The 21,491-nt window shown below is 72.4% G+C and carries 15 protein-coding genes and 2 pseudogenes; all 17 read left to right on the top strand.

Going from position 1 to position 21,491, the window contains the following annotated elements; all coding sequences use genetic code 11:
• Positions 1–355 precede the first annotated feature (355 nt).
• The 17 genes and pseudogenes from ACTT8P_RS33875 to dpgC all read left to right on the top strand — a co-directional run bounded on the left by ACTT8P_RS33875 (position 356) and on the right by dpgC (position 21,390).
• Positions 356–1,330: an Lrp/AsnC family transcriptional regulator gene (locus ACTT8P_RS33875; protein ID WP_442835624.1), complete on the top strand. Its 975-nt coding sequence runs from the start codon at positions 356–358 to the stop codon at positions 1,328–1,330.
• A 97-nt stretch (positions 1,331–1,427) separates the two neighbouring features.
• On the top strand, positions 1,428–2,327 hold the full coding sequence (gene folP, locus ACTT8P_RS33870; RefSeq protein ID WP_442835623.1) for a dihydropteroate synthase: 900 nt from the start codon (positions 1,428–1,430) through the stop codon (positions 2,325–2,327).
• Positions 2,328–2,546: 219 nt separating this feature from the next.
• Positions 2,547–3,893: an aminomethyl transferase family protein gene (locus ACTT8P_RS33865; protein ID WP_442835622.1), complete on the top strand. Its 1,347-nt coding sequence runs from the start codon at positions 2,547–2,549 to the stop codon at positions 3,891–3,893.
• A 214-nt stretch (positions 3,894–4,107) separates the two neighbouring features.
• Complete coding sequence (locus tag ACTT8P_RS33860; RefSeq protein ID WP_442835621.1) at positions 4,108–4,980, top strand: methylenetetrahydrofolate reductase; 873 nt, start codon at positions 4,108–4,110, stop codon at positions 4,978–4,980.
• Positions 4,977–5,885, top strand: a complete 909-nt coding sequence (gene purU / locus ACTT8P_RS33855) for a formyltetrahydrofolate deformylase (protein ID WP_442835620.1) — start codon at positions 4,977–4,979, stop codon at positions 5,883–5,885. The genes ACTT8P_RS33860 and purU overlap by 4 nt, the downstream gene beginning before the upstream one ends.
• Positions 5,886–6,036: 151 nt before the next feature.
• Positions 6,037–6,903: a bifunctional 5,10-methylenetetrahydrofolate dehydrogenase/5,10-methenyltetrahydrofolate cyclohydrolase gene (locus ACTT8P_RS33850; protein ID WP_442835619.1), complete on the top strand. Its 867-nt coding sequence runs from the start codon at positions 6,037–6,039 to the stop codon at positions 6,901–6,903.
• Between the two features lie 139 nt (positions 6,904–7,042).
• Positions 7,043–8,113 carry an aminomethyl transferase family protein gene (locus ACTT8P_RS33845; protein WP_442835618.1) on the top strand — a complete coding sequence of 357 codons (1,071 nt, stop codon included), beginning with the start codon at positions 7,043–7,045 and terminating at the stop codon, positions 8,111–8,113.
• Entirely contained in the window at positions 8,071–8,406 is a 336-nt protein-coding gene (locus ACTT8P_RS33840) for a glycine cleavage T C-terminal barrel domain-containing protein (RefSeq protein WP_442835617.1), read from the top strand. The genes ACTT8P_RS33845 and ACTT8P_RS33840 overlap by 43 nt, the downstream gene beginning before the upstream one ends.
• Positions 8,407–9,298: 892 nt before the next feature.
• A pseudogene (locus ACTT8P_RS33835) lies at positions 9,299–9,601 on the top strand (ATP-binding protein); the annotation flags it as partial.
• 44 nt (positions 9,602–9,645) lie between these two features.
• Positions 9,646–9,890: pseudogene (locus tag ACTT8P_RS33830) on the top strand (response regulator transcription factor); the annotation flags it as partial.
• Positions 9,891–10,377: 487 nt separating this feature from the next.
• Positions 10,378–12,687 carry a peroxidase family protein gene (locus ACTT8P_RS33825; RefSeq protein WP_442835616.1) on the top strand — a complete coding sequence of 770 codons (2,310 nt, stop codon included), beginning with the start codon at positions 10,378–10,380 and terminating at the stop codon, positions 12,685–12,687.
• A 638-nt stretch (positions 12,688–13,325) separates the two neighbouring features.
• On the top strand, positions 13,326–13,973 hold the full coding sequence (locus ACTT8P_RS33820; RefSeq protein ID WP_442835615.1) for an LmbU family transcriptional regulator: 648 nt from the start codon (positions 13,326–13,328) through the stop codon (positions 13,971–13,973).
• A gap of 641 nt (positions 13,974–14,614) precedes the next feature.
• Positions 14,615–15,607: a ParB/RepB/Spo0J family partition protein gene (locus ACTT8P_RS33815; protein ID WP_442835614.1), complete on the top strand. Its 993-nt coding sequence runs from the start codon at positions 14,615–14,617 to the stop codon at positions 15,605–15,607.
• Positions 15,608–15,907: 300 nt separating this feature from the next.
• Positions 15,908–18,256 (top strand): aminotransferase class I/II-fold pyridoxal phosphate-dependent enzyme, encoded by a 2,349-nt coding sequence (locus ACTT8P_RS33810; RefSeq protein ID WP_442835613.1) that lies wholly within the window; start codon positions 15,908–15,910, stop codon positions 18,254–18,256.
• Between the two features lie 55 nt (positions 18,257–18,311).
• Positions 18,312–19,430, top strand: a complete 1,119-nt coding sequence (dpgA, locus tag ACTT8P_RS33805) for a 3,5-dihydroxyphenylacetyl-CoA synthase DpgA (RefSeq protein WP_442835612.1) — start codon at positions 18,312–18,314, stop codon at positions 19,428–19,430.
• Between the two features lie 14 nt (positions 19,431–19,444).
• Positions 19,445–20,107, top strand: a complete 663-nt coding sequence (dpgB, locus tag ACTT8P_RS33800; RefSeq protein ID WP_442835611.1) for an enoyl-CoA-hydratase DpgB — start codon at positions 19,445–19,447, stop codon at positions 20,105–20,107.
• Positions 20,104–21,390, top strand: a complete 1,287-nt coding sequence (dpgC, locus tag ACTT8P_RS33795; protein ID WP_442835610.1) for a (3,5-dihydroxyphenyl)acetyl-CoA 1,2-dioxygenase DpgC — start codon at positions 20,104–20,106, stop codon at positions 21,388–21,390. Before dpgB ends, dpgC begins: the two co-directional genes overlap by 4 nt.
• Positions 21,391–21,491: the final 101 nt, after the last annotated feature.

Genomic DNA, 21,491 nt, shown 5'->3' with positions numbered 1-21,491 from the left:
GCCCGGAGCCGGCACCGCGGCGCCGGCGGCGGCGGCGGAGCCGCGGTAATCCCCGTGACTCGGTAGCCCCAGGGGACCAGGGGCCAGGGGCCAGGGGACCGGAGCAGGCCGCGCGCCACCGACCCGTGGACCCTTGTCCTGGCGTCCTGGCGTCCTGGCGTCCTGGTGTGCTGGCCGTCCTGGCGGGGCGGCGGGGTGGGGCGGCGCGGCGGCGGGGCGGGGCGGGGCGGTGGGCCGGGGATCCAGCCACCGCGCGTCGGAGACCCAGCCACCGCGTGTCGCAACCCGCGCGCCGCCCCGGCGCTGTGTGACCCTCCGCCGCAGACAGGTGCGTTTCCCCAGGAAGGCGGCCCACGTGTACCGACCCGACGCGCTCGACCTGTGCCTGTTGCAAGCCCTGCAACTCGACGGCCGCGCGCCCTTCAACCGGATCGCGGAGGTCTTCGGTGTCTCCGACCAGACGGTCGCCCGCCGCTACCGCAGACTCCAGAAGGAGGCGCGGCTCAGGGTGCTCGGCCTGGCCGACCACAGCCGGCTCGGACGCACCAACTGGATCGTTCGCCTGCGCTGCAACCCCGACGCCGCGGAACCGCTGGCCGACGCCCTGGCCCGCCGCGCCGACACCTCGTACATCGGGCTGATGTCCGGCGGCACCGAGGTGATGTGCGCGATGAAGCCGCGCAGCCGGCGGGACCGCGACGACCTCCTGCTCGACCGCCTGCCGCGCACCCGCCGGGTCACCTCGGTCGACGCCTTCTGCGTCCTGCACCACTTCTACGGCGGATCGCTGGACTGGCTCAACAAGATCGACGCGCTGGACCCGGCACAGGAGGCGGCCCTGCGACCGCCGCCGCCCGAGCCCGCGGCGGAGCCGGTCGTCCTGGACGGCCTCGACGAGGAACTGCTGGAACTGCTGCGCCGGGACGGACGGACCAAGGCCACCGACCTGGCCGCCGCGACCGGCCGGACGGAGACCGTGGTCAAGCGGCGGCTGGCGGCACTGCGCGGGTCCGGGGTGCTCTACTTCGACATCGAGTACGACCTCGAACCATTCGGGCACGGCACCGAGGCGGTGCTGTGGCTGAGGGTGGACCCGACCCGGCTGCGTGCCGTCGGGCAGGCACTCGCGGACCACCGCGAGGTCCGGTTCGCCGCGGTGGTCAGCGGTGAGGCCAACATCGTCGTCTCGGTGCTGTGCCGCGGCACGGAGGAACTGTTCACCTACCTGGCCGACCGGGTCGGCTCGCTACGGGGCGTGCGCGCCGTCGAGACCGTGCCCACCCTCCGCCAGGTGAAGACCCTCACCTACAGGGACAGACAGAGGGGCTAGAACGATTTAGCATTCCGCTGTAACGTCACTGCCATATCGATTTAGCTTTCCCAGCGCGCCGGCCGGCGGCCGGCGGGCGGAGGAGGTTTCTCCTGCCATGATCGACACGGAATCCCCAGCCGTCGTGCGGCCGTTCCCGGCGCTCCCCGACGGCCTCCCGCGGCCCGGCCGATGCCTGGTGATGGGCATTCTCAACGTCACCCCGGACTCGTTCTCGGACGGCGGCCGGTACGGCGACGCGGACCGCGCCGTCCGGCACGGTCTGCGGATGGCCGAGGAGGGCGCCGACCTCGTCGACGTGGGCGGGGAGTCCACGCGACCGGGAGCGGAACCGGTGCCACTGGGGGCGGAACTGGCCAGGGCCGTACCCGTGGTGCGCGCACTGGCGGGCGCGGGGGTGCCCGTCAGTATCGACACCATGCACGCCGAGGTCGCGCACGCCGCGGTCGAAGCGGGGGCATGCCTGGTCAACGACGTCAGTGGCGGCCTGGCCGATCCCGCCATGGCGGCCACGGTCGCGGCGGCCGGCGTTCCGTACGTCGTCACCCACTGGCGCGCCCCGAGCCGGGAGATGGCGCGGCACGCCGCCTACGGGGACGTGGTCGGCGAGGTCACCGCCGAACTCCTGGACCGCGTGGAGGCGCTCACCGCGGCCGGACTGGACCCCGGGCGCATCGTCCTCGACCCGGGCCTCGGCTTCGCCAAGCGGGCCGGTCATGACTGGCAGCTCCTCGCGCACCTGCACACCCTGCGGTCGGCCGGCTTCCCGGTACTCGTGGGCGCGTCCAGAAAGCGCTTCATCGGGGCCGCGCTGAGCGACTGCTCGGACGGGGCCCCGGCGCCCGGTGAGCGGGACGCCGCGACGGCGGCCGTGTCCGCGCTCGCGGCGGCCGCCGGAGCGGTGTGCGTACGGGTGCACGACGTCCGTTCCAGCCTGCACGCGGTGTGCATGGCCGCCGCCTGGACGGGCGCCGGCTCGCTCTCCCCGCCACCCTGAACTCCCGCCCGGCAGCGGGTACATCGGCCTCGGCACGCGTCTCGCCAGTGGTCACGACCTTCTGCTACCTTGCGCTAGATCGTTCTAGTGCAAGGGTCCCGCTCGTCCCGCTCCATGTGGCCGCAACGCCTGAGCCGGGACCGGATCCAGCTACTGACCGCCTCGTCCCTGGCGCGCGACCACCGGGACACAGACCACCACCTTGAAAGAGAGAGCCGCATGACAACTCCCAGCCTTCAGGACGGCATCGACCAGGCGGGCTCGCCCGTCGGTCTGTTGTGGCAGCCGGGTGCCGAGCCGTGGACGCCCGAGGTGGTGGACCGCGAGTTCGCGGGCTGGCGCACGGAACAGCGCGCCTGGCACGAGGGCGTCGCCCTGCTGAACCTGTCGCACCACATGTTCGACATGTGGATCGAGGGCCCGGACGCCACCCGCGTGCTGGCCGAGTACGGCGCGAACAACTTCGAGAAGTTCGCGATCGGCCAGGCCAAGCAGTACGTCCCGGTGACCCGGGCCGGCCACATCGTCACCGACGGCATCCTCGCCCGGGAAGCCGAGAACTCCTACCTCCTCAGCGGAGTACCGGCCGCCCAGCACTGGGTCCAGTACCACGCCGAAAAGGCCGGCTACGACGTCGAGTTCAGGACCGACGAGTCCTCCGCGTTCCGCCGGGGCGGCGGTGACCCGAAGCTGTTCCGCTACCAGATCCAGGGCCCACTCGCCCTCGAACTCATCGGCAAGGTCTTCGGCGGCCCGATCCCGGAGACCAAGTTCTTCCACTCCACGCCGGTCACCCTGGACGGCCGCGCCTTCAAGGCTCTGCGGCACGGCATGGCGGGCCAGGCGGGTTACGAGTTCATCGGCCCGTGGGAGCACGCCGCGTACGTGCACGAGGCGTTCGTGAAGGCGGGCGAACCACTCGGGCTGGTCCAGGTCGGCGCGCTGGCGTACGCCACCCCGAGCGTGGAGAGCGGCTGGGTCCCCTCGCCGGTGCCCGGCATCTACACCGACCCCGAGCTGGCCGAGTACCGCGCCTGGCTGCCGCTGTTCGGCATCGAGGGCAAGCGCCCGCTGGGCGGCAGCTTCTTCTCGGCGGACATCGAGGACTACTACGTCTCCCCGTACGAGCTGGGCTACGGGAAGATGATCCACTTCGGGCACGAGTTCCACGGCCGGGACGCCCTGCTCGCCGCCAGGCAGGACGACAGCCTGCGCAAGAAGGTCACCCTCGTTCTGGACCCCGACGACGTACGCCGGGTGCTCGGCGCGGGGGAGGACCCCGGCTTTGTACTGAGTTACGCCCGCCACCGGGTGGAGACCTCCGCCGGTCTGGCCGGCGTCACCATGCAGACCGCGTCCATCGACCCGGTCGGCACCGTGCTGTCCCTGACCCTGATCGACCCCGCGCACGCCGCCCCCGGCACCGAGGTGAGCGTGGTCTGGGGCGAGCACCCGGGGGCGGGTACGGACCCCGAGGCCGACCTCGGCTTCCCGCGCATCCGCGCCACCGTCCAGCCCAGCCCGTACGACCGGCACGCCCGCACCGAGTACCGCCGCAACGCCTGACCGCGGCCGGCGCCACGCACTCGGCCGGCGCCACGCACTCGGCCGGTGTCACACGCTCCGGCCGGCGTCACACACTCCGGCCGGCTCCGCGCCGGAGCGGTCGGCCGGCGACCGTACCCCTCCCAAGCGGCGTGGCCGCGGCCGGGCGTCCGGCTCCCGTTCCCCGACGGGCCGGAGCCCGGCCGGCCACCCCGCGGCCCTCCCTAGGAGCACCATGAACTCCCTCGGCACAGCGTCCCCGGCGGTGAGCACGTCACTGCTGGAGGACTTCTCCCTGGAGATGACCGGCAAGGACGTGCCCAAGCTGGAGGAGGCCGCCGGCCTCGTCCCGCGGGGCACCCGCGTCAACGTCACCTTCCTCGGCAACGAGAACCTGCGGATGCGGCTGGACGCCGCCCGGGCGGTCCAACGTCTCGGCTTCCTGCCGGTCCCGCACATATCCGCCCGCCGCCTCGGCTCCCAGGCCGACTTCGTGGAGTTCCTCGCCGGGCTCCGGGCCGACGGCACCGGCACCGACGTCTTCGCCGTCGGCGGCGACCCGTCCCGCCCCGAAGGCCCCTACGAGGACGCCCTCTCCCTCATCGAGTCGGGCCTGTTGCGGGAGCACGGCGTCCGGCACGTCGGCATCAGCGGCTACCCGGAGGGCCACCCGGCCATCAGCGGGGACGTCCTCTGGTCCGCGCTGCGGGACAAATGCGCCGCGCTCGCCGCACAGGGGCTGGACGGCAGTGTCATCACCCAGTTCGGGTTCGACGTCGACCCGGTCCTCGCCTGGATCGAGCAGGTGCGCGGCCACGGCATCACGCTCCCGGTCCGGATCGGTGTCCCGGGCCCGGCCGGGGTGCGGCGGCTGATGTCGTACGCCGCCCGGTTCGGCGTGGGCACCAGCGCCTCCATCGCCAAGAAGTACGGCCTGTCGATCACCAACCTCATGGGCACCGCGGGACCGGACCGGTTCCTGCGCGCCCTCGCCGCGGGTCACGACCCGGCACGGCACGGCGAAGTAAAGATCCACTTCTATACGTTCGGCGGGCTCAGGGCCACGGCCGAATGGATCGCCCAGTTCAGGAAGGAAGCCCGCGCATGACGGTCACCCAGGCCGCACCCGCCCCCGCCGCCAAGAGGAACAAGGCGACCGACCATCAGGCGTCGCTGATCGTCCAAGGAGCCGACGCGACCGGCATCGTCGCGGCCGTCACCGCGGTGCTGGGCAGGCACGGCGCGAACATCGTCTCCCTGGACCAGTATTCGGACGACCCCCAGGGTGGTTCCTTCTTCCAGCGCACCGTCTTCAATCTGGCCGGCCTGCGGGCCGCGCTGCCCGCGTTGCGCGCCGACTTCGACGGCGAACTGGTGCAGCGGTACGGCCTCGCCTACACGCTGCGCGACATGTCGGTGCCCAAGCGGGTGGCCGTCTTCGCCTCGAAGTCGGACCACTGCCTGCTCGACCTGCTGTGGCGGCACCGCCAGGGCCAACTCCCGGTCAGCATCGCCATGGTGATCTCCAACCACCCCGACGTGGCCGAGGAGGTACGCAGCTTCGGCATCCCGTTCTTCCATGTCCCGTCCATGGGCGCGGACAAGTCGGCCGCCGAGGCCGAGCACCTGCGGCTGCTCAAGGACAACGTCGACTTCGTCGTCCTCGCCCGCTACATGCAGATCCTCTCCGGCGACTTCATCGCCCAGGTCGGCGTCCCGATCATCAACATCCACCACTCCTTCCTGCCCGCCTTCATCGGCGCCGGCCCCTACGCCAAGGCCAAGGAACGCGGCGTGAAACTGGTGGGCGCCACCGCCCACTACGTCACCGAGGACCTGGACGAGGGCCCGATCATCGAGCAGGACGTCGTCCGGGTGAGCCACGCCGACACGGCCGCCGACCTCACCCGCCGGGGCGCCGACGTGGAACGGGCCGTCCTGTCCCGCGCGGTGCTGTGGCACGCCGAGGACCGGGTCATCCGGGACGGCAACCACACCATCGTCTTCGCCTGACCCGCCGTCTCCGTTTCCCTCATCCCGTCACCCGCTCACCGCCGTCCCGGGGGCCGGCGCGGTAGACCGTGGCCGCGCACGGCCACGGTCCCACATACGGTCTCCCAGGCCGGGCGACGAATCGTGCACCGACAGAAAGCGGTTCGCCACCATGACAACAACGATCGACGGCGCCGGGATCGCCCGGACCATCCGGGCCCGGGTCACCGAACGGGTCGCCCAGGCCGCGCACGCCGGACACCGCGTCCCCGGACTGGCGACCATCCTGGTCGGCGACGATCCGGCCAGCGCCGTGTATGTCGCCGCCAAACGGCGTGCCATCCGAGCGGCCGGGATGCGCGACTTCCACCGCCACCTTCCCCAGCACGCCGCCCAGGAGGCGGTGGCGGCGGTCATCGACGAACTGGCCGCCGACCCAGCCGTCTCCGGCATCCTGCTGCAACTGCCGCTGCCCCCGCAGTTGCACGCCGCACCGCTCATCGACCGTATCCCGGTCACCAAGGACGTCGACGGCCTGACCACCGCCAGCGCCGGCCGGCTCGCCCGGAACGAACCGGGACTGCGCCCGTGCACGCCCAGCGGTGTCATCGAACTCCTCGACGCCGAGGGCGTCGAACTGAAAGGGGCGGGTGTCACCGTCGTCGGCTGGGGCGAACTCGTCGGCCGCCCCCTCACCCAGCTCCTGCTGCGCCGGGGCGCGACGGTGACCGTCGCCCACGAGTTCACCGCCGACCTGGCCGCCGTCACCCGGCCCGCCGACGTCGTCGTGGTGGCCACCGGCGTCCGCGGGCTCATCGGCCCCGAACACGTCAGGCCCGGGGCCACCGTCATCGACGTCGGCATCCACCGCACGCCGGACGGCCTCATCGGTGACGTCCGCGCCGCCGAACTCGACGGCATCGCCGGCCGCATCACACCGGTGCCCGGCGGAGTGGGACCGATGACCATCGCCATGCTCCTGGTCAACACCCTCCGGGCCGCCGAGTGGACCGAGGAGCTCCAGTCGGTGCCCGCCTAGCGGTCGCGCCCTCGCGCGTCATCCGGTGGCGCGCGGGCGCACCATACGTGTGGGCAGGACGCCGCAGGACGCGCACAGCCGCATACCTGAACGGGCGGCCCGCGCCCGACACCCGTCCAACGAAGAAGTGGAGCCGACTATGAACATCGCCGACCGGCAGCGCAGCGCATACGAACGTCTCGTCGCGAGCGGTGCCGACGCGCCGTTCCTGACCGAGCGGCCGGCGCTGTTCAGCCCGGCCGCCGCCGCCCAGGACGTCATGAACATCCGCGGCACCTACGGTCGTTTCGCGCAGCTGCTGCTGCCCCTGGAGTACACCCACTGGGTCGAGGAGGCCTCCGCCCACGTCCGGTCCTGCTACATCGGTGACTGGACCTCCCTGCACAAGGTCCGCATCCGAGGACCGCAGGCCCTGCCCTTCCTGAGCCGGCTGGGCATGCGGGACCTCTCCCGCTTCGAAACCGGGCAGATCAAGCATCACGTCCAGCTCGACGACAACGGCCACGTGGCCTCCGAAGGCGTCCTCACCCGCACGGGTGAACGGGAGTTCGTGTACACGGCGGGCAGTTGTGACTGGCTGCTGTGGCAGTTCTCCCTCGGTGACTGGGACGCCGAGGTCACCGACATCAGCCCGGACCGGTTCATCTTCGGCGTCCAGGGCCCCGCCTCCCTGTACTCCCTGGAGAAGGCCACCGGCGACAGCCTCCGCGACATCGGCTTCAGCCGCGGCCGGCCCGCCCAGGTCGCCGACATCCCCGTCGACATCATGCGTACCGGCATCTCCGGCGAACTCGGCTACGAACTGCACGGAGCCACCGGCGACGCCGAAGCCGTCTGGTCCGCCGTCCTGGCCGCGGGCGAGGAATTCGGCATCCGCCAGCTCGGCTTCCGCTCCCAGCCCGTCCAGCACATCGATGCGGGCATCGCCACCAACGGACTCGACTACCTGGCCTCCGCCATCCTGACTCAGGGAGCACCCCGCCAGTTCCGGCGCGGCACCCCAGGAGGCAGTTTCGTCCCGGCCAACGGCATCACCGACTACTTCCGCACCCCGGTGAACTCGGCTGGGGATTCCGCAAGGGCGTCCCCGACCGCGACTTCATGGGCCGCGACGCCCTCGCGGCGGAAGCCCGGCAGGGCGGGCCGGCGCGCACCCTGGTCGGCCTGGTGTGGAACGCGCAGGACGTCACCGACGTGCTCACCTCCCTGACCCGGGAGGGCGAACTGCCCGACCAGATGGACCTTCCCCGCAACCCGGGCCCCAACTTCGACCAGGTCGACGCCGCGGGCGAAGCCGTGGGTGTGGCCACCGGCCGTACCCTCAGCCCCACCTTGCGGGCGACCGTCTCCCTCTGCGTCATCAATGGCACGCACGCTGCCCCCGGCACCGCGGTCGACGTGCTCTGGGGCAGGCCGGGAACCCCCCAGCGCACCATCAGGGCCACCGTCACCCCCCTTCCCTTCAAGCCGGACCACCGACGCACGGACACCACCACCCTGTGAGAGACCGCCTCGACAGCGACCGGCCGTCGACCACCGGGCCGGTGCCGCTGTCTGCTTGGCCCGCCCCGGCTCAGCGCGGCATCCGGCGACCAGGGACTCCAGCTGCCGCGTGCGCGCGGTGGACGCCGGCTTCCGCCCGTCCGCGCCTCGAAGGACCGAGCACCGTTCTCCTCGGGACGGACATCGGGCGTTCAGCCGGGCCGGTGGGCGGCGAGGAGCGCCACCGCCGCCTCCCACAACTCCCGCCGCGGACCCGGGTCGCGGCCGGGCCCGGGGCACTGGAGCGGCCGGGCGCCGTGTACGGAGCAGCCGCCGCCGGTGGTGCCCGTGAGTGCCGGGTCGGTGGCGAGTCACATCCGAGCAGGTGGGACTGGCCTTCCTCGCCGCCGCCCACAGCCTGCGCGAGCAGGTCGACCGGCACATGACGGCGACTGCCGGTCCGGCGCTGTCCCGCACCAAGGTGCTCCAGGTACTGGCCGACCGCGGCGCCCTGCACCAGGCCGAGCTCGCCGCGCTCCGTCACCCGGATCGGGAAGGGCTCGACGCCTCGGCAGGGTCACCCGGACCGGCGCCCCCGAGAAGCCGCCGCCGCAAGACTGTCTCCCTCACCGAGACGGGCCGCGCGTCACTGGCGGCCGCGGAACAATGCGGAACGCACGCACTCCGCCGGTGCTTCGACTCACTCGAACCACATCAGCCGGCAGCGCGCGACCAACTGCTGGATCACCTGGGCACAGCCCTCCCCGCTCCCAGCCCTCCGCACGCCGGCCCGTGGAGTGCTCGTGTCTCATTGCCTGAGAAGGAGGCGCCGGTCCTGCCTGGGGACCACCGGGGCGTCGTGACTGCTGCCTGGAGACCAAGGGGAAATGACAGCAGGGACAGGACGACGCGGGACCTGACGGCGTACCGGATCCTCCAGGAGGCGCTGACCAACGTCACCAAACACGCCGCCACACCGCGCGCCCGCGTCCGGCTGACCTACGCCTCCCACGACCTGACCCTCGCCGTCACCAACGACGCCGCTCCCCGTGACGCCGCCACCCCGCCGCGTACGGACCAGGGTTTCGGACTGGTCGGCATGCGCGAGCGGGTCCTCGCCGCGGGTGGCGGCTTCCGGGCCGGCCCACGCGCACAAGGAGGCTTCGAGGTCCGCTGCACCCTTCCGCTGAACGACGACGAACGGTCCGCCCCATGACGATCCGTGTCCTGCTCGCCGACGACCAGGCCCTGCCGGACACCGGCGGACAACTCGCGCCGCCCGAACGCGTCGCCGCGCTCACCGGCCGCGACGCGAGGTCGTCGCGCTCGCCGCGCTCGGCAGGTCCAATGCCGAGATCGCGGACGGTCTCTTCCTCAGTCCGCTGACCGTCCGCAGTCACATCCAGCGTGCCATGGTCAAGCTCGCGGCCCGCGACCGTGCGCAGCTGGTGGTGATCGCCTATCAGAGCGGACTGGTGCGCGCACGTCCCCCGGAGACGGGCTGACCGGCCGACCGGCCGAGCGGCCGAGCGCCCCCGGACATCGGCAGCCCTGATCGGTTCCGTGTGACCGTTCGGGCATCGGGCGGGTTGCCGATACAGGGGAACGGTGACTCCCGGCCGGTGATTCCCGGTCGGTGACTTCCGGTCGGTGACTCCCGATCGGGGTGACGCGGCGTTCTCACCGGCCCCGCGGCCACCGCGGTCGCCATCTCCCACCGCGCTCGCCGCCGGTGACGGGCACTCCTCGGCACCGGAGCCGTCTCTGTCCAAGCGCCCGGATCTGTCGCTTGGACGTGCCTTCGTGCATCCTTGGCGACGCGGCGGACGCTCCGTCCCCACCCGTCACTGTCCGACCCCGCACCCGGCGGTGCGGTCGGCGGTCCCGCGCTCGTCAGCTCGTCAGCTCGCCATCTCGCCCGAGAAGACCGGGAGCCGCTCACTTCCTCCAGGACGGAACCGTCCGGTCAGGACAGCAGAGAAGGGACATGGCATGAGGCACGTGAACCGGCACGGCCCGGCTTCCAGACGTTCGCTCACGCGTACCCGAGCGGGTGTCGTCACCGCGGTGCTGGCCACGCTGGTGACCGCCCTGGCGGCGCCGTCCGGCGCCGCGGAAGGGCGGGGCGGGGTGCGCCCGGAGACCCAGTCGCTGGACGGCAGCGGCAACAACCGCGCACACCCGGAGTGGGGGCGGGCCGGTACCGCCTACGCCCGGCTGGCGGCCGCCAACTACGCCGACGGACGCAGCGAGCCGGCCGCCGGGCCGGACCCGCGCTACGTGAGCAACCGGGTCTTCGCCGACGAGGAGGTCCAGGGCGACCAGGTGCTGCCGGCGAACATCTTCTCCGAGCGCCAGGTCAGCCAATGGGCCTGGACCTGGGCCCAGTTCCTCGACCACACCTTCGCCCTGCGGCTCGGGGAGCAGGCCACCGATCCGCAGGGCGAGTCCGCCGACATGGCGGGTGACGACAGCGACCCGCTGGAGCTGATCGACGGGGAGCACTACCTGCCGTTCACCCGGTCCACGCCCGCCCGGGGCACCGGTGTGACCTCGGCGCGTCAGCAGGTCAACATGGACAGCTCCTACCTCGACGCCTCGGCCGTCTACGGCAGTGACAGCGCCCGGCTGGAGTGGCTCCGGCAGGGGCGGGTCGACGGCGACCTGTCCGACAACGGCGCCAAGCTCCTGCTGCCGGACGACTACCTGCCGCGGCGGGACGCGCGGGGCGATGTGCCGGCCGCCCCGGCGACCGACATCGACGGCCGGCTGCGGGCCGACCCCGACAGCGCGGTCGTCGCCGGCGACGTACGGGTCAACAACAACATCGCGGTGACCGGGGTGCAGACGCTGTTCGCCCGGGAGCACAACCGGATCGTGGACGCGCTGCCCGCCTCCCTCACCGAGGAGGAGAAGTTCCAGATCGCCCGGCGGGTCGTGATCAGCGAGATCCAGTACATCACCTACACCGAGTTCCTGCCCGCGGTGGGGATCACGCTGCCCGGCTACCGGGGCTACGACCCGCGCACCGACGCCACCCTGACCAACGAGTTCGCCACCACCGGCTACCGCGCGCACAGCATGATCCACGGCGCCACCTCGCTGAACCAGCCGGCCGGACGCTACACCGAGGAGCAACTGGAGGCGTTCCGGGCCGCCGGGCTCCTCGTCATGGGCGCTCCGGACGGCCCGGTGAGCGTCGAGGTCAGCCTGGAGTTCATGCGGGACAACCCGGAACTGCTCAAGGACCTGGGCCTGGGCCCCGTCCTCCAGTCCCTCGGCGACAAGGCGCAGTACCGCAACGAGGAGATGACCGACCACCTGCTGCGCAGCGTGCTGTGCTCCGCGCCGAACGCGGACCCCGCGTGCGTCTTCGACCTCGCCGCCACCGACCTGGCCCGCAGCCGCGACCACGGCATACCGAGCTACAACGACCTGCGCAAGGCCTACGGGCTCGCCCCGGTGAAGTCCTTCACCGGCATCACCGGTGAGACCACCGACACCTTCCCGCAGGACGCCGAGCTGACGCCCGGCGCGGAGGTGGACGACCCGGACAGCGTCGACTTCCTCGACATGCGGAACCTCTTCGGCAGCAAGGTCGGCTTCCAGGCGCTGCCGGGCGACACCTCCGCGACCACCTACACCCGGCGCACCCCGCTCGCCGCCCGGCTCAAGGCGATCTACGGATCCGTCGACCGGGTCGACGCCTACGTCGGCATGCAGGCCGAACCGCACTTGAAGGGCTCGGAGTTCGGCGAACTCCAACAGGCGATGTGGTCCCGGGAGTTCCAGCGACTGCGCGACGGCGACCGGTTCTTCTACGGCAACCAGACCGCCACGCTGAAGGCGATCGCGAAGACGTACGGCATCGGCTTCCGCCACGACCTCGCCGACGTCATCGCCGCCAACACGGACATCGAACGCTCCGCCCTGCCCGACAACGTGTTCTACTCCCACGGCGAAGTCCCCGCCGGAAACTGCCGGGTGGACTACGCGGCGGGCGACCCCGCCCCCGACGCCGCCGGCGAGTTCACCGGCACCATCGAGATCAGGAACACGGGACGTACGCCGCTCAGCGCCTGGGCGTTGCGCTACCGCTACGCCGACGGACAGCGGGCCGTAGCGGCGAACGGCGCCGTGGTGTCGCAGAACGGCACCGACGTGACCGTCCACAGCCCCGACTCCGGCGGCACCATCCGGCCCGGCCAGACCCGGCGCGTGTCGTTCACCGGCACCGCGACCGGCGGCAACGCCGACCCGGTCGGCTTCACCCTGAACACCACCCGGTGCGCGGTCGGTTAGCCACCGCCCACCGCCACCGCCCACCGTCACCTTTCACCGTCACCGCCCACCATCTGCCGTCCACCGCCCAGCGGTCCCGGGCACATGCCGAGCCAGCACACTGGCCGGCCCCCGGGGCCGCGCCGCGTTACGGGGAAGTACCGGCGCCACCGGGGGCAGGGGCAACGACCCCGGGAACAACCGCCCCGGGCACCGACTCGCCGTCGACCAGCAGGTTGATGACCGTGAGGTGCTGCCCGCAGTGCGGACAGGCGTGGAGGGCTCCCAGGCGGGCCGAGGCCGGGCCGCCGGACTCGCCCGCCGCGCTGTCCCGCTCGGCCGGCCCGCCGCGACCCGCCCGCCACCACCGGGACCGGCATCTGGGACCGCAGAACCTGCGGGTCGGATTCCGGCTCGTCCAGGCGAACTCCGTGCCGCACTCGGCGCAACACCGGGTCGCGGTGACCATGGGGCCTCCTCTTCCGCTCGCGGGGCTGCTTGCTCCGCGCGCCCCAGTAGACCGCGGAACAGGTAACTCCGCCGTAACACAGAGCCACCCGACCGGCCTCCGGCCCGCCGGATCCGCGCTGTTACCTGGCCGAGACGTCGCGCCGGGAAGGATGAGTGCGTGCGGACAAGGGGGCGGTGAGGTGCGGAGGATGGCAGGCGAAGCGGCACGGGGGACCGGCCGGCCGACGGAACCGGTGGTGCGCGAGCGGGAACATGTCGCGCTGGACGTACGGGCGGCCACCCGGCGCACCGCCCTGATGCTGTCCCCCGGACTGCCGCTGACGCAGTGGCGCCACCTCGGCCGGCAGATGTTCGTGGTCACGGACTCGTCGGCCTGGTGGCTGGGCGACTGGCTGATCTACGGCCGCAGGGAGTACCCCGACCGCTACCGCAAGGCCCTGGCCGACAGCGGCCTCGACTACCAGACCCTGCGCAACTACGCCTGGGTCGCCGGCAAGTTCGAACCGGCCCGGCGTCGAGCGCGGCTCAGCTTCCAGCACCACGCCGAGGTGGCCGGCATCCCCGCGGAGGAGCAGGACGAGTGGCTTGCCCGCGCCGAGCGGGGCGGCTGGTCCCGCAACGAGCTGCGCCGGCGGCTCCGGGCGCACCGCCATGACGACCGGACGCTGCTGCACCCGCTGGTGCGCCTCCAGGTCGCCTCCGACCGCCGGGTCCGCTGGCAGCAGGCGGCGGAGGCCGCCGGCCTCGACCTGCTGGACTGGATCGTGTCCCGCCTCGACGAAGCGGCCGCCGAACCGGCGCACACCGACCCCCTGGCGGACGATATCGGAGCCTGAGTCTCCGCTTACCCGTGGCGGGCGCCCGGCGGTGTCCCGCCGGCGGGACACCGTTCACGGCGACCGGACCGGCTTATTTCGGTGGTGCGTCTCCGCTTTTTCGTCATATTCACGACGCCGTTGATCCGCCGTGGCGAAATGCCGTAATGCCCGCCGGACCTGCGGTTCTCCCGGAAGTCGACGGGCCGGGTCCGGTACGCGTGACACCGTACGGTCCACATGCTGGGACGGTGGACTCTGGACGGGGCAGTAAGGCGTCTGCTGTTCTGGTGTCCAACTCGGCGCGCGGTCTCAGGCCGCCGTCGGCCAACAGGGCCGCGGTCTTCGCTGACGCGGCTCATGTGGTGGCATTACGGGGGAAGTCGAATGAGTTCAAGCATGGGCACAATTCCTAGAGGGACAAGCATGTGCCGACCGGGTGTTCCGGCGGCCGAAGTGTGTCAAGGGACCGATGGTGCGGATGAGGCGTCGCCGCCCGTATCCGGACCTTCCTGGCCAGGACACCTGACCCCCTGTCCGGCGGGATTCTCAACAGGTGGCTGATCTCGTCGGGCGCGCCGATGCGCGTCATGACCGAGAAATCTGTCGTTCGTCGCGGAACGCGAACTTGTGTGCAGAAAGAGCCTCGGGGGGAGTTTGTGGTGCAGCTTGACCAGGCGCAATTCGAACAAGGGCTGGTCGTCGAAGTCGAGATCGATTCCTTGGTCGTGGAAGGGTCGCCGCGCAGTACCGGAGAGGACCAGGACCACATCCAGGCACTGGTGGAGGTAAGGGCTCCGCTTCCGCCGGTGCTGGTGCACCGGCGGACCATGCGGGTGATCGACGGTGTGCACCGGCTGCGGGCGGCGCAGCTGCGCGGCGACGACAAGATCGCCGTGGCGTACTTCGACGGCAGCGAGTCCGACGCCTTCGTGCTCGCGGTGGAGTCGAACATCACGCACGGTCTGCCGCTCTCCATGGCGGACCGCAAGCGGGCGGCGAGCCGGATCATCACCTCGCATCCGCAGTGGTCGGACCGGATGATCGCCTCGGCCACCGGCCTCTCGCCCGGCACGGTCTCCGAGATCCGCCGGCGGGCGGCCGGGGACACGCTGGTGGAGGGCAGCCGAATCGGCCAGGACGGCCGGGTCCGTCCCGTCAACAGCGCCGCGGGGCGCGAACTGGCCGGAAAACTCATCAGGGAGAACCCGGGGCTGTCCCTGCGGCAGATCGCCCGCGCCGCCCGGATATCGCCGGAGACGGCCCGGGACGTCAGAAACCGGATCCACCGGGGCGAGGACCCACTGCCCAAGCCGCGGGCCCGGGTCCGCCCGCAGCCGAAGGCGCCGGCCGAGGACACCGGCCGCGGCCGGGCCGTCGCCGCGGAACAGCCAATCGGCTCGGCTCGGATCGCGGCCCGCGCGGCGGCCGTGGACCGGCTGAAATCCGATCCCGCGCTACGGTTCAGCGAAACCGGCCGCATGCTGCTGCGGCTTTTGAACCTGCATACCCTGACCGGCGCCGAATGGCAGGCGATCATCGACAGCGTTCCGCCGCACTGCACTTCGGTGGTCGCCGATCTCGCCCACGCCTGCGCGGGAGTATGGGGAGAGGTCGCCGTGCGGATGGAACACCAGACGGTGCGGCACGGGTAGGACTCAACAGCACCATCGTCCAAGCGTCCGTATCCAACGGTTGGACAACGGCCGGGCCTTCTCGTGGCACCTCACGTCAAGGTCCGGCCGAATGCGTCCGCATTCTGCATTCCCGCATTTTCCCTCGTCATTCCTCTCTCTTCCGCTCGTTCTGTTTTCTCGTTGTTTTCTCGCTGCTTTCTCGCGTCCAAGCGTGCGATGTGCGCAGTTGGACGACGTTGTCGAATCACCGGAGGCGTGTGATGCTGAGGCCGCGAATTCAGTTCCAGAGATCGCGCCGACGGCTTTTGGAGGGAATCCATGGCAGCGCAGCCCACCCGAATGGGTGTCCGCTCCGGTAATTCCCCCGCCCCGGCCGAACGGGCCGCGGCCGTCGCCAATCGCGCATTGTTCGACCGCACCGGTCTGGTCCAGGGAAGCCACGGACTCGCGGGACCGCCCGAAACCGGGGTGAAGGTCTTCGGCCGTATGTGGAGCGCGCCGGTCGTCGTCGGCCCGCACCCCGACCGGGCCCGTCCCGGCCTGGAACGAGCCGTGGCCCGGGCCGGCGCCGCGGCCGGGCTCCCCGCCGTGCTCACCGCACCGTGGCCCGCGCAGCCCGCCGCCGACGGCGACGTACCGCGGTGGCTGGACCTCACCGCCGTACCGGACCGGCGAGCCGCGCGCGAACTCGTCCTGCGCGCGCAGGACGCCGGGTTCGGCGCACTCACCCTCCGGCTCGCGCCCGGAGCCGGCCCCCGGCCCCCCGTCGACCGGCCGGCCCTCGCCGCGCTGTGCTCGCTGACCTCGCTCCCGCTGCTGGTCGCCGGGACGGGCACAGCGCGGGACGCGCTGCGCGCGCTCGAGGCGGGCGCCGACGGCGTGGTGACCTCCAGCCTCCGGGAGCTGCCGGTGATCGCGGACGCGGTGAGCGGGGGCGGACTCGTCCTGCTCGGCGGCGGCATCCGCCGAGGCGCCGACATCGTGGTGGCGCTGGCCTCGGGCGCCGACGCGGTGATCCTCGAACCGACCCCGGCGCACCGCGCGCCCACGGCCGCGGACGACGGCGACGGCGACGGCGACAGGGGCACCGAGGAGGACTCGGACGGGGCCACACGCCTTGTGCCCGGCCTGCCCGATCTGCCGGGCCTGGTCCGGGAGTTCGCCCGCGCCATGGAGTTCACCGGCGTCGGCGAGGTGACCGATCTCGGACGCGAGGTGATCCGCGTCCAGACCGCGCCCGCCGAGCCCGTACCGGCACCCGCGACGTCCGCCGAGCCCGTACCGGCACCCGCGACGCCCGCCGAGCCCGTACCGGCACCCGTGGCACCCGCGGCGTCCGTACCGGCGCCCACCACGCCCGGACTGCGTCGGACCGATCTGCACAGCGCGCTGTCCGATCCCGTCCTGGACACGATGAACTTCCTCAACGAGATCACCTTCCGCTACCCCGACGCCATCTCCTTCGCCCCGGGCCGGCCCTACGACGGCTTCTTCGACACCGAGCAGATCTTCACCCACGCCCGCCGCTACCTAGGCCATCTCGCCGACCAGGGACGCACACCCCGGCAGATCCGGACCGCGCTCTACCAGTACGGGCCCACCGCCGGCCTGATCCGCGAGACCATCGCCGACTCGCTGCGGGCGGACGAGGACATCGACGTCCCCGCCGAGTCGCTGGTCGTCACCCTCGGCGCCCAGGAGGCCATGCTGCTGGCCCTGCGGGCCCTCGTCCGCGGCCCCGACGACGTGCTGCTGGTCTCCAGCCCCTGCTACGTGGGGATCATCGGGGCCGCCCGGCTGCTGGACATCGAGGTGCACCCGGTCGAGGAACGCGACGACGGGCTGGCCCCCGCCGACGTCGAGGCCGCGATCCGCGCGCTGCGGGCCCGCGGCAAACACCCCCGCGTCCTGTACGTCCTGCCCGACCACGCCAACCCCTCCGGCAACACCCTGGACCTGCGCACCCGCACGGACCTGCTGCGGACGGCCGCGCGCCACGGACTGCTGATCCTGGAGGACAGCCCCTACCGCATGGTCAGCCCGGGGCTGCGGCTCCCGACCCTGAAGGCCCTCGACCGCACCCGTACGGTCGTGCACCTCGGCTCCTTCTCCAAGACCGTCTTCCCCGGCGCCCGGGTGGGCTACGTCGTCGCCGACCAGCCGGTGGCCGACGGCGCGGGCGGCAGCACCCCGCTCGCTGCCGAACTCGCCAGGATCAAGAGCATGATCACGGTGAACACGCCGTCCCTGAGCCAGGCCGTGGTGGCGGGCGCGCTGCTGGCCGCGCGGGGCCGCGTCTCGGAAATGAACACCGAGGCCGCCGCGTACTACGGCGAGGCGATGCGGTCCGTACTGCTCCACCTGGACCGCTGCCTCCCGGCCGACCGCCGGGCCGAACTCGGCGTCCGGTGGAACGAACCGGCCGGCGGCTTCTTCCTCAGCGTGCGGGTGCCCTTCCGCGCGGACGAGGCGGCGCTCGCCCGCTCGGCCCAGGAATTCGGCGTCATCTGGACGCCGATGGAGCACTTCCATCCCATGGGCGGCGGCGAGAACGGAATCCGGCTGTCCATCAGCTATCTGACGCCCACGGAGATCCAGGAGGGAATCGCCCGGCTCACCCGCTTCATCCAGGCGGAATGCGCCGCGAACGAAAGGTCAGGCACATGAATCGCGTTGTACGGACACTGCGCAGCACACCGCGCAGGTGGGGGTGGACCTACCGATGACCACGACCGTCGAACGGCCCGGCACCGCGGAACCGGGCGCCCTCCCCGGAGGACTCGCCCGCCCGCGGATCGTGGGAGTGGGCACGGCGGTGACGCCGACCTCGTACTCCCAGCAAGAGGTGCTCGACGCCTTCGGGATCAGCGATCCCCGGGTCCGTTCGGTCTTCCTCAACAGCGCCATCGAGCGGCGCCACCTGGTGCTGCCCGCGCCGGACCACACCGGCGAACGGCACCCCGAAACCCAGGGCGACCTGCTCGACAAGCACAAGTCGCTGGCCGTCGAGATGGGCGCCGAGGCACTGCGCGCCTGCCTCAAACGGGCCGGCGCCGACCTCTCGGACCTGCGCCACCTCTGCTGCGTCACCTCGACCGGCTTCCTCACCCCGGGCCTCAGCGCCCTGCTGATCCGGGAACTCGGCATCGACCGGCACTGCAGCCGCTCCGACCTGGTCGGCATGGGCTGCAACGCGGGGCTGAACGCCCTGAACGTCGTCGCCGGATGGTCCGTGGCCCACCCCGGCGAACTCGCCGTCGTGCTGTGCGCGGAGGCCTGCTCCGCCGCGTACGCGATGGACTCCTCGATGCGCACCGCCGTCGTCAACAGCCTGTTCGGGGACGGCGCCGGCGCCGTGGCGCTGCTCGCCGGCCCGCACCCCGGCCCGGTCGCCACCGAGGGACCGCGGCTGCTGAAGTTCGCCAGCTGCATCATCCCCGAGGCCCTCGACGCCATGCGCTACGACTGGGACCGCGACCTCGGCAGGTTCAGCTTCTTCCTCGACCCGCAGATCCCGTACGTGGTCGGCGCCCACGCCGAGATCGTCGTGGACCGGCTGCTGGCGGGCACGGGCCTGCGCCGCAGCGACATCGCGCACTGGCTGGTGCACTCGGGCGGCAAGAAGGTCATCGACGCCGTCGGCGTCAACCTCGGGCTGACCCGGTACGACGTACGGCACACCACCGGCGTGCTGCGCGACTACGGAAACGTGTCCAGCGGATCCTTCCTCTTCTCGTACGAGCGCCTGCTCGACGAGGACGTCACCGAACCAGGGGAGTACGGCGTGCTGATGACCATGGGGCCCGGCTCCACCCTCGAGACGGCGCTGGTCCAGTGGTGAGGCCGGCGAGCGCGATGAGCGAGGCGCTGACGCTGACGGTCGACGGCGGCGAGCCGCTGACGGCGGCCACCGTCAAGGCCGTCCAGGAGATCTGCGACCGGGCCGAGGACCGGGCCGGTCACGGCCCGCTCGCCGTCCACGTGACGGGCACCCCGCGCGGCGACTGGACCGGCGGCCTCGACGTGCTGCTGGTCAGCAAGTGGGAGCGGGCGCTGCGCCGCCTGGAACGGCTGCCGCTGGCCACCGTCGCGGTGGCCGACGGCGACTGCGGCGGGACGGCGCTCGACGTGTTCCTCGCCGCCGACGTGCGCGCGGTGACCCCGGGCACCCGGCTGCTGCTGGCCCGGGACGCGTCCGGCACCTGGCCCGGGATGGCCGGCTACCGGCTGGTCCAGCTGGCCGGCCCGGCGGGCGTCCGCAGGGCGGTGCTGTTCGGGCTGCCCGTCGAGGGCCCGGAAGCACTGCGCCTCGGACTCGCCGACGAACTGGTAGACGACCCCGCCGCGGCCGTCGCCGCCGTGGCCGGCCTCACCAGCGGTCTGGCCGGCAAGGAGCTGGCGATCCGGCGGCAACTGCTCTTCGACGCCGCGGCCACCTCCTTCGAGGACGCCCTCGGCCCGCACCTGGCCGCCTGCGACCGGGCCCTGCGGACCACCGAGCGGGAGGCGGCCTCATGACGGCCGGCGCCCCGGATCTCTGGGCGCGGGCGCAGGAGGCGGACACCCTCGTCGACAAGCTCGTCGCGACGCTGCCGGAGCCCGCCGCGCGCACCGCGGAGCAGCGCGCCGAGATCGCCGCCGCCAAGCACGCCGCCCGCGCCCGCAGGGCCGCCTACCTGGACCGGCACGCGGAGTCCGTGTACCGGCGGCTCACCGAGGACACCGCGGGCCTGCGCATCGGGGAGCTCCTCGACGCCGCGGCGGACCGGTTCCCCGGACTGGTGCCGGGCCCCGAGCGGATCGCCGCCGACCGCGCCCGCCGCCAGGCCGACAAGGAGGGCTGGGAGATCGACCAGGGCCTCTTCCTGCGCGCGGTGCTGCGGTCACCGCAGGCCGGGCCGCACCTGCTCGACGCGATGCTCCGGCCCACCGACCGGGCCCGGCACCTGCTGCCCGAGTTCCTGCGCACCGGCGTGCTGCGCACCCGCTCGGTACTCCTCGAACGACGGGACGGCACCGGGTACCTGACCATGTGCCGGGACGACTGCCTGAACGCCGAGGACGAAGAGCAGGTCGACGACATGGAGACCGCCGTCGACCTCGCCCTGCTGGACCCCGGGGTCCGGGTGGCCGTGCTGCGCGGCGGCGAGATGACCCACCCCCGCTACCGCGGCAAACGGGTGTTCAGCGCCGGCATCAACCTCAAGCGGCTGCACGCCGGCGACATCTCGCTGGCCGGGTTCCTGCTCCGCCGCGAGACGGGCTACCTGCGCAAGATGATCGCCGGTCTGCTCGTCGGCCACGACGGCTCCTGGCACTCCCGTACCGTCGAGAAACCGTGGATCGCGGCGGTCGACACCTTCGCCATCGGCGGCGGCATGCAGGTGCTGCTCGCCTGCGACCTCGTACTGGCCGCGTCGGACGCCTACCTGACGCTGCCGGCCGCCCGCGAGGGCATCGTGCCCGGCGCCGGCAACTTCCGCCTCGGCCGGCACACCGGCCCGCGGATCTCCCGCCAGGTCATCCTCGGCGGCCGTCGTCTGTGGGCGGCCGAACCGGACGCCCGGCACCTGATCGACGAGGTCGTCGAACCCGGCGAACTCGACGAGGCCGTCGAGCGTGCCGCGCGGCGGCTGCAGAGCCCCGCCGTGGTCGCCAACCGGCACATGCTGAACCTCGCCGAGGAACCGCCGGAGGAATTCCGCCGCTACATCGCGGAGTTCGCCCTCCAGCAGGCCCTGCGCCTGTACGGCGAGGACGTCATCACCAAGGTCGGCCGGTTCGCGGGACGGACGGCATGAGCCCGGCCGGCACCCGGGCGCGGTACGGGACCCCGGCCCGGCCCGGGACGCCCGGTGCGGTCCCGGGCGGCAGGCGCCAGGAGCCGCCCGCCGCCCGGGAC

The sequence above is a fragment of the Streptomyces sp. JW3 genome (genome assembly GCF_052216785.1).
GTDB lineage: Bacteria > Actinomycetota > Actinomycetes > Streptomycetales > Streptomycetaceae > Streptomyces.
Note: the sequence above shows the minus strand (reverse complement) of the source record. Positions and strands in the feature narration are given on the sequence as shown.